Below are 8234 nucleotides of genomic sequence, written 5' to 3'. Positions count from 1 at the left end.
CGGTTGGTCATCGCTGACCACGCCATGGGGCTTCCCGTGTTGCGTGCGCTTTCCTTGTGTACATGCCGCCGTCACTACCCCGGTGTAGCAACTGGTCGTACTCTTCGCTCAACTCGCCCAGCTGTTTCAGCCTTCCCCGATATGGCAGTCGGGTCGGCCTACACATCGTCCTTTTCGGGGCTTGCTCAGCGTTCACTCGCGTTGCAGCCTGCACACTCGCGCTGTCACCAATTCGTGACACGCTAATCGAAGGCTTCAGCCACTTCGTTACCTCCATGACTGCTCCGATTGCTTCCGGCTGGAGCGATTGCCGGGTGGGGCTTGCACCCACTGGAAAGCGTCGCCTTTGCACGGCGCACGCCAAACTCGGAAGTCGCCATGACGCGACCTCTAAGTCAAATTTGCTCGAGCACTTGTTCTCACTTGCGTCATGGCGACGCCCGAGATCGCGAGCAGCCCACCGACGATCAACTTTGGGGTCATACGGTCGCCAAGGAACAAGACGCTCGAAATCAGGGCGAACACCGGAAGCAGCAGACCGAAGGGTGCGACGCGGCCCATGGAGCAACGGGCGATCAGCCAGAACCAAAGGCCAAACCCGACGATTCCTCCAATGAAAATTGTGTAGGCGAGTGCCAGCCAACCACGTTCATCCGCCGTGATAAGGCTCGCCAGTTGTCCATGTTCAAGCAGCAACGACATCAACATGACCTGCGGCACCGTGAGCAGCGACAACCACCCCATCAACATCAGGGGATCAAATGGCCCGTAGCGCTTCGTCAAGACGTTGGACACCGCGAACGCGAAGGCTGCCCCGATCACAAGCAGCAGCGGAAGCGCGTTTGCCGACAGGCCAGGCCCTGCTGCCAACACGACCACGCCGACGAATGCAAGCACCACGCCGGCGGACGTAGTTAGAGACGGCCTCTCCGCGAGCAGCGGCCACGCTAGCAGGACGGTGAAGGGCGGAGCGAGTTGATATGCGACGGCCGATATGCTTCCCGAGCCGAGCCCAAGGCCAACATAGAAGAGCCCGAAGTTTAGTCCACCAAGGAAAACCGAAATAGCTGCGACAGGGCCGAACTGTTGACGTGTCGGCCTTTTGACGAACGGAATAAGCAGCAGCGCGATGGCCAGGAAGCGCAGTCCGAGGAAGAAGAGAGGCGGAAACTCCATAACGCCCACCTTGATGGCCACGAACTGATAACCCCAGAGCAAGGGGACGGCCACCGCGCAGACGATCTGGATAGGAGACATGGCATTCTTCCTTTCAAGACCATTTGGTCCAGATATAGACGCGCCAACAGCGGAAGCGTCCATGATTTGTCTACCTGATGAAGCGGTCGAGAAAAGCGTCAACGGTGGCTTGCGAAATGATCCGCGTCGGCGCCGTTTTACCGACAACCCGCAGGCCCTCGACGAAACAGACGAGAATGCGGGCGGCACTCGAAGGCTCTACACCATCGGCCAATCTGCCCGCTGTCTTCGCACGAGAAAGTGCGTCCGCCACCCTGGCCTCCATGTCTCTAAAAAAGCCCGCGACGCGACGATTAACTTCGGCATCCCGGCCAGCCAGTTCCATGGTTGTGGCTACCAGCAGGCATCCGCGCCGACCATTGGCACCGCTGTTGCGGTCAACGTAGCCGGCAAGATAGGCCCGCAGGCCGTCGACCGGCTCTCTGCGGTGGTCGAGTTCGATATCGATCCGTGTCAAGGCAATGGCGATGTAGCGATCGAGCGCACGCAAGAACAGCGAGTGCTTGTCACCGAACGCGGCGTAAAGGCTGCCACGCGAGAGCTTCGTCGCGCGAAGCAAGTCCGGGAGCGCCGTGGCGTGATAGCCGCGCGACCAGAATACGCCCATCGCGCGTTCGACAGCAGCTTCCGCGTCGAAACTTCGGGGGCGGCCACGGGGCAACTGCACTGGGGCTTGGTGTCTCATTGCTGATATATAGACCAATCGGTCCTTAAATAGCAAGTGACCGCCGCCACGCGGGCCATCTAGCGGCGGCGTCCCGTTCAGGATGACGGTGCTGAAGCCGAACTAGTGAATTAATTCTGACGCCATCATCGCCGCCTTCTGCTCCCAAGGCCCGGAATTCAGGATGAGCCCAGAGACTTTGCCTGCCGCATCCCTGACGAAGGCGATCCTTGTATGATCTTCGTCGTCGACTGTGAATTCATTGCTCGATGTCGCCACCAGCGGCATCGCCTTGCCTTTCTCGAATTCGAGGATCGGCCAGGCCCCCACGGCCTCCGCAACCAGCTTGCCTTGCTCGACGCGAACCTGAAGCTGGACCGCATTGGCGCGGCGGACAGTTCTCACGACGCTGAGATCGGTTGCGTGGTCCTGGCCCTCGCGGACGATTTTAATCCTGATCGTCGTGCCGGCCGGCCCTCGCAGCCTCGCCAGCACTTCAGCGAGCGTAAGGCCCTTCAGCGGCGTATCATCGAGTTGCGTGATGAGATCGCCCGCCATCGCGCCGGCCCTGGTTGCGGGGGCGCCTGATGTCGGCTTGTTGATCCTCAGGCCTTCCGGTTCCATGGCGACGAAGGACTCGATGCCAAGCCACCCATTCTTGCCGTCAGCCAGGCCCTGCCGGTCCCGCGAGCTCACCGAGTAGCCGAAGTCATAGGTCCCGACATAATCGGCGAGGGCTTCCGGGCTCACACTTGCCGGTGCCACCGGAGGCGCGGAAGAAGCGGGCGGCTGGGGAATCGTCAATGCGCCATAAGTGAGATGATTGATCCCGGCATACATCACCGCGCCGCGCCCCTTGCTGCCGGGCGTCGCCTGGACCATCTGGATGCCGATCAATTTCTCCGCCGGATCGATCCAGAAATAGGTGCCCCAAAATCCAGCCCACGAAAAACTTCCGACCGAACCCGGGATCCAGCTGTAGATTGGATTGGTGCGGATGCCGAAGCCAAGTCCGAAGCTTGTTCCGGCGCGGCCGCCGACCTCGTCTCCGCCAAAGATTCTGACATCCGGAGCCAGTGCGGGGGTCGTCAACGCTTTCACCGCCTGCGGGCTGAGCACGCGTACGCCATCAAGCTCGCCGTCATTGAGAAGCATCTGGGCGAAGCGGAGATAGTCGGGCGCAGTCGAGACGAGCCCGCCGCCGCCAGAGAACAGTTTTGCTGACGTCGTGACGTCCCAGATCGGCGGCCGTTCCGGCATCGGAGAATCGACCAGACGGTCGAGCTTGTCCTTCGGCACGTAAAAGCCCGTGTCGACCATATGCAGGGGCGCAAAGACGCGGCTCTGCATGAACTGGTCGAGCGGCTGGCCGGACGCCACTTCGACGACCCGGCCCAGCACGTCGGCACTCCAGCCGTATTCATGGACCTCGCCGGGTTGATGGGCGAGCGGCAGGCCGCCCAGGCTGGACACGAAATCGGCCAGCGTCTTGTCGCGTCGGAACACGGCCTTCCAGCCATAGAGCGTGTGGATCAGGCGAATCCCGAACTCGGCGGTTGGGTCCGAAAGGCCCCGTTCCGGGTAGGCAAAATATAGCTCGGCATCGATCAGGCCGGAGGTATGGCGCAGCAGGTCCCGGACCGTCATCGGGCGTTTTGGCGGATCGAGCCTCGGCTTGCCGGTGCCCCGGTCGATCGTCGCGACCTGCATAGTCCCGAGCTCGGGCAGATAGCGGCTGACGGATGCGTCGAGCTCGAGCTTGCCGTCATCGACCAGCATCATCGCGGCGACGCTGGTCACCGGCTTGGTCATCGAGGCGATCCAGAAGATCGAATTGGTCTTCATCGGGACCGTCTTGGCGCGGTCCTGAAATCCGATGGCCTGCAAATAGGCGATCTTGCCGCCCCTGGCGATGGCGACGACGGCGCCGGGGAGAAGGCCGTCTGACGGTGGGAAGGACTCGAAGCGCGCGTCGTACCAGGGCGCAATCCGCGCCAGGCGCGCGGCCGAGAATCCCAGACTTTTGGCATCGCCCGGTGTCGTGAGGTCATCGGCGAACGCCGCGCCCGACAGGCAAAGCGCGACGGCAACCGTCGATATCGATGCGATGAGTTTCATCCCGGTATCTCCGCCATCAACATAGTCGCGGAATCTGTCCGATATTTTCCGTGCGGTCTCGCCGGGTTCGGAACTCGGCTGGCCGATTCCTCAGTCCGGTTGGCCGATTCCTGGACCGTCATCCGGTTTGCCCGGCTGGGACCCGTGTTTCGCGAGTGCGAGCCGCCGGAATTCGGTGGGTGTCAGGTCGGTGGCCGCCTTAAAGGCCCGGTTGAACGGACCGACCGACTGGAATCCGGCATCCATGGCGATGGTCAGCACCGGCACTTGCCTTTGTCCGGGGTCGGCCAGGGCCGAGCTGGCATCCTCAATCCGGTAGTGATTGAGGAAGGCATTGAAGTTGCGGTGCCCCAGCCCTTCATTGATCAACTGCCGCAGCCGGTAGTCCTGAACGCCGAGCTCGGCGGACAACGCGCCGATGGTCAGTCCTTCACGCCGATAGGCGCGCTCCACGGTCATCAGCCGCTGCAGCCGGCGCAACAATTCGGGGTCGACCGCGGGCGGGTTATCAGCTCCAGGTGCCGCGGCGCTGATATCGTCAGGAACGTTGTCGGCTGTGGGCAGAAGGACGGATGCCGGCTGCGTTCTGGCTGCCTGAAACAGGCTCCATCCACTGAGGCTCAGCAGCATCCACAGCCCGACCGCGTTGGCGATGCTCCAAACGGAGGAGCCGAAATCGGGCCAAAGGCCGTGAAAAAAACCTGCGGCGCTATAGGTCACCGCGCCGACCAGGACGACGGCGCGCAAACGTCGCCGTCCAGCCACCATGTCCAGCCGCCATGTCGTGAGTGTCTGCGCCGCAGCCAGTACAGCGAGACCGAGATAGACCAACGATAGCGGTCGATCGAGGTCGCCTCTGAGCATGCCTCTGGCGGGCCAGAGGTCAAACAGTTGCGCGCCGACAATGGCGACCAGCAAGACGCCATGCCAGGGCCGCAACACGAAATCGTCATCGAAGGTCGCGCGCGCCCAGAGCCAGAGCAGGACCGCCCCGCTGCTGGACAGGGCGGCCAGGATCAGGGCCCAATAGGGCCACGGCCGCGGAAATCCCGGCGCCTCGGAAATCGCTGATGCCGCGACGGCGATCAGCAGCGCGGCGCTCAGACGCGCCGCCGTGTCCCTGCGGTCGCGTAGCAACACGCCTGCGATCAGCAACGCCAATCCGACGGCGGCGCCCCGACAGCCCAGATCGATCGCCATCAACGCGTTGCTACCCACGATCGGGATCACTCCATCCGGCATTCTGGAGATCAAGGCTTACAGGGGAAGGCTTCGGCGCATCAAGCGCCCCTCGGCGGCGGCCATTTTCGCCGCGGCGCCCTAGCTGCCGAGGATGTCGTGAACTTCGAGCGGCTTGTCGACCTGGCTGAACCACTCGGCCCGGTTGGCGGCCCGGCGACGGCCGCGCTCGTCAAGCGGCAGCTTGAGCTGGCGCAAGAGGCTCATGACCTCCTCGCGCGCGGTGACATGGCCCATGCTCGGGCGTCTGCCGAGCGTGACCTCATCGATGTCGTCGAGCGCGGTCAGGCCGCGCGGAAAGAACTCGCGATAGACCACCCGCTCGGCAAAGCCGTCGACCGAGCGGAACCCGAGCTGCAATGACAATTGCTTCAGGCCATCGGCGACCAGTTGCTTGTTGCGCGAGCCGAGCATCGACAGCCGGTTGCGGACCACGATCCAGTCGGTCGAGGCGCCGTCGATCTGGCGGCGCTTACGCCTGACGTCACGCACCATCTCCGCATAATGGCTCTCGCCTGTCACCGCATAGGTGGCAGGATCGACCGTGCCCAGCACGTCGAAATCGAGGAAGCTGTCGTTGATCGGCGTCACCAGCGTGTCGGCCATCGAATGCGCAAGCCGCATCAGATAGCTGTCCGCCCCGGGCGTATCGATGACGATGAAATCATAGGCGCGTTCCACCGCGCTGACCGCTTCCATGAACTGCTGGAACTCGGCGTTCTCGTTGTCCTCGATCTGCATCGTCTCGCCGTATTTGATGCAGGTGTGCACGGGGAGTTCGAGATCGATCCCGCTACGCCGCGCCCAGGCCCGGCGGTTGTTGATGTAACGGGTGAAGCTCTGCTGGCGGCAGTCGAGATCGATGCTGGCAACGCGCTGTCCGGCCTTCATCAGGGCGACAGCGATGTGCAGGGCGGTGGTCGACTTGCCCGAACCACCCTTCTCGTTGCCCAGCACAACGACATGCGCGGAGCCGGATTGACCCTGACTGACCTGCACTAACATGACTCAACCCCCGGCAATATCTTCAAATCGCGCGCGGCTACGGTCAAGTGAAATGCATCACAGCGATACGAAATCAATCGTTGCCGTCCTTAATCATGAATCGCACAAGCTAAAACTGCTGCGTCGATCGCGCCGGTTAAACTCCGCCAACCTGCCGAACGCCAACTCTCCCACCCAGCCTTGCTCACGAGATCGAGACCAGATGCCGAAAGCCCCCGTTGTCGTCCGCACCGTCCCTGCCCTGCGTCGCGCCGTCGACATCATGCGCGTCAGAAAGGCGACGGTCGCGCTGGTTCCAACCATGGGAGCGCTCCATGGCGGCCATGTGTCGCTGGTGCGGCTCGCCAAGCGCCGCGCCAAGCGGGTAATCGTCTCGATCTTCGTCAACCCAACGCAGTTCGCGCCGACGGAGGATTTCGGTTCGTATCCGCGCACCTGGCAGGCCGACATCGCCAAGCTCGCCGCCGAGGACGTCGACCTGATCTGGCACCCTGAGCTGAAGGCGATGTACCCGGACGGCTTCGCCACGCGGATCGTGCCGGAGGGGCCGGCCATCGCCGGGCTGGAGGATCGGTTCCGGCCGCATTTCTTCGGCGGCGTCGCCACCGTGGTCGGCAAGCTGTTCACGCAATGCCGGCCCGACATTGCGATCTTCGGCGAGAAGGATTTCCAGCAGCTCCGGGTGGTGAGCCAGATGGCTGCCGACCTCGACCTCGGCGTCAAGGTGATCGGGTCCCGCACGGTGCGCGAGCGCGACGGTCTGGCGATGTCCTCGCGCAACGTCTACCTCTCGCCCGAGCACCGCCGCGTCGCCCCCGAACTCCACCGGGTGATGAAGGAAACGGCAGGGCGCCTGCGCGCCGGCGAGGATACCGCAACCGCAGTCGCGGCCGGCGCCGCCGACATCACCAAGGCCGGTTTCGCGCTCGACTATCTCGAGGTCCGCCACGCCGCCACGCTGGCGCCGATCGCCTCGCTGAAGGACGGTCCGATGCGGATGCTGGTGGCGGCGCGGATCGGCAGCACCCGCCTGATCGACAATATCGCGGTCTAACCATCAGCCGAAAAGTGTGAAGCGGTGCGCTTGCGCCGCCCCCGCGGCGGATGGAAGATCGTACCTTTCAGAGGCGATCATCATGTCCCGATATTTCAGGCAAGGCATCATTCTCGGCATCGCGCTTCTGGCCGGCGGCATGACGCAGGACTTGGCGCAGGCCCAGACCCGCCCGCCGATCGGTGGTATCGGACAGGCACCGGACGCGATGATCTTCTATGTCGCGCATGGCGGCCCCGATGCCTGCGGCCCGGGCTGCTCGGACTGGATTGCAGCCGAAGGCGCCATTCAGTTCGATACCTTCAAGCGGATCATCGCGATCCTCGATCGGCAGGCGGACCGCAAGCTGCCAGTGGTGATCAATAGCCGGGGCCAGTCCAACCTCAATGTCGCGGCCAGCATCGGCCGGATCCTGCGCGATCGCAGCATCGACGTCACGGTGGGGGTGACCCTAGTCGAGGCCTGCAACGGCAAGACCGAAGCGGATTGCTTCGCGCTGAAGCGGCCGGGCGGGCCGCTGGACGCCAAGGAGAAGGTGTCCGACGTCGTCTGCGATCTTGCCTGCGTAATGATGCTGGCGGGCGGCGTGCATCGCAGCCTGCCCCCCGGCAGCCATGTCGTCGTGACCGGCATGTCGATCCACAACCGGCTGGCGCCGAACGTCTCCGCCGAGGCGCGCGAGAACCTCAGCGTGAAATTCGCCGACCAGTTCCGGAAATATCTCACCGAGATGGGTGTCGAACCAGGGTTGATCGACAACGCCGACAGCAATGCGACGAACGGGCATGCCGTCGAGATCCCGGAAGCCGAATGGAACCGGCTGCATCTCGTCACGCCGTCGATCTAGCTAGGGTGAAACCCAATCAAAGGCACCGGGATCGGTCGCTTGCAGCCGCC

The 8234-nt window shown here is 63.3% G+C and carries 7 protein-coding genes; 2 read left to right on the top strand and 5 right to left on the bottom strand.

The window, feature by feature from the left end; all coding sequences use genetic code 11:
• Positions 1-390: 390 nt before the first annotated feature.
• The 5 genes from UP10_RS08055 to UP10_RS08035 all read right to left on the bottom strand — a co-directional run bounded on the left by UP10_RS08055 (position 391) and on the right by UP10_RS08035 (position 6283).
• On the bottom strand, positions 391-1257 hold the full coding sequence (locus UP10_RS08055; protein ID WP_044586829.1) for a DMT family transporter: 867 nt from the start codon (positions 1255-1257) through the stop codon (positions 391-393).
• 70 nt (positions 1258-1327) lie between these two features.
• Complete coding sequence (locus UP10_RS08050) at positions 1328-1864, bottom strand: TetR/AcrR family transcriptional regulator (RefSeq protein ID WP_245321688.1); 537 nt, start codon at positions 1862-1864, stop codon at positions 1328-1330.
• Between the two features lie 180 nt (positions 1865-2044).
• A complete protein-coding gene (locus UP10_RS41980) occupies positions 2045-4039 on the bottom strand; it encodes a serine hydrolase (protein ID WP_050043592.1) in 1995 nt (664 codons plus the stop codon).
• Between the two features lie 90 nt (positions 4040-4129).
• A complete protein-coding gene (locus UP10_RS08040) occupies positions 4130-5239 on the bottom strand; it encodes a helix-turn-helix domain-containing protein (RefSeq protein WP_245321687.1) in 1110 nt (369 codons plus the stop codon).
• Between the two features lie 120 nt (positions 5240-5359).
• The gene (locus UP10_RS08035) at positions 5360-6283 is read right to left on the bottom strand and encodes a division plane positioning ATPase MipZ (protein WP_044586828.1); all 924 of its coding nucleotides are present in this window, start codon (positions 6281-6283) and stop codon (positions 5360-5362) included.
• 202 nt (positions 6284-6485) lie between these two features.
• On the opposite strand from UP10_RS08035, the gene panC reads away from it, so the two are divergent.
• A complete protein-coding gene (panC, locus tag UP10_RS08030; protein WP_044586827.1) occupies positions 6486-7337 on the top strand; it encodes a pantoate--beta-alanine ligase in 852 nt (283 codons plus the stop codon).
• A gap of 82 nt (positions 7338-7419) precedes the next feature.
• Positions 7420-8184 carry a hypothetical protein gene (locus tag UP10_RS08025; protein WP_245321686.1) on the top strand — a complete coding sequence of 255 codons (765 nt, stop codon included), beginning with the start codon at positions 7420-7422 and terminating at the stop codon, positions 8182-8184.
• Positions 8185-8234: the final 50 nt, after the last annotated feature.

This window comes from Bradyrhizobium sp. LTSPM299 (assembly GCF_000938235.1).
Classification (GTDB): Bacteria; Pseudomonadota; Alphaproteobacteria; order Rhizobiales; family Xanthobacteraceae; genus Bradyrhizobium.
This window is presented reverse-complemented; position numbering and strand designations above follow the sequence as displayed.

What these genes read in the sequence shown, in the direction of transcription:
- UP10_RS08025 (WP_245321686.1), top strand. Translation starts at nt 7,420, where the DNA reads ATGTCCCGATATTTCAGGCAAGGCATCATTCTCGGCATCGCGCTTCTG.
- UP10_RS08055 (WP_044586829.1), bottom strand. Translation starts at nt 1,257, where the DNA reads ATGTCTCCTATCCAGATCGTCTGCGCGGTGGCCGTCCCCTTGCTCTGG.
- UP10_RS08050 (WP_245321688.1), bottom strand. Translation starts at nt 1,864, where the DNA reads ATGGGCGTATTCTGGTCGCGCGGCTATCACGCCACGGCGCTCCCGGAC.
- UP10_RS41980 (WP_050043592.1), bottom strand. Translation starts at nt 4,039, where the DNA reads ATGAAACTCATCGCATCGATATCGACGGTTGCCGTCGCGCTTTGCCTG.
- UP10_RS08035 (WP_044586828.1), bottom strand. Translation starts at nt 6,283, where the DNA reads ATGTTAGTGCAGGTCAGTCAGGGTCAATCCGGCTCCGCGCATGTCGTT.
- UP10_RS08040 (WP_245321687.1), bottom strand. Translation starts at nt 5,239, where the DNA reads ATGGCGATCGATCTGGGCTGTCGGGGCGCCGCCGTCGGATTGGCGTTG.
- panC (WP_044586827.1), top strand. Translation starts at nt 6,486, where the DNA reads ATGCCGAAAGCCCCCGTTGTCGTCCGCACCGTCCCTGCCCTGCGTCGC.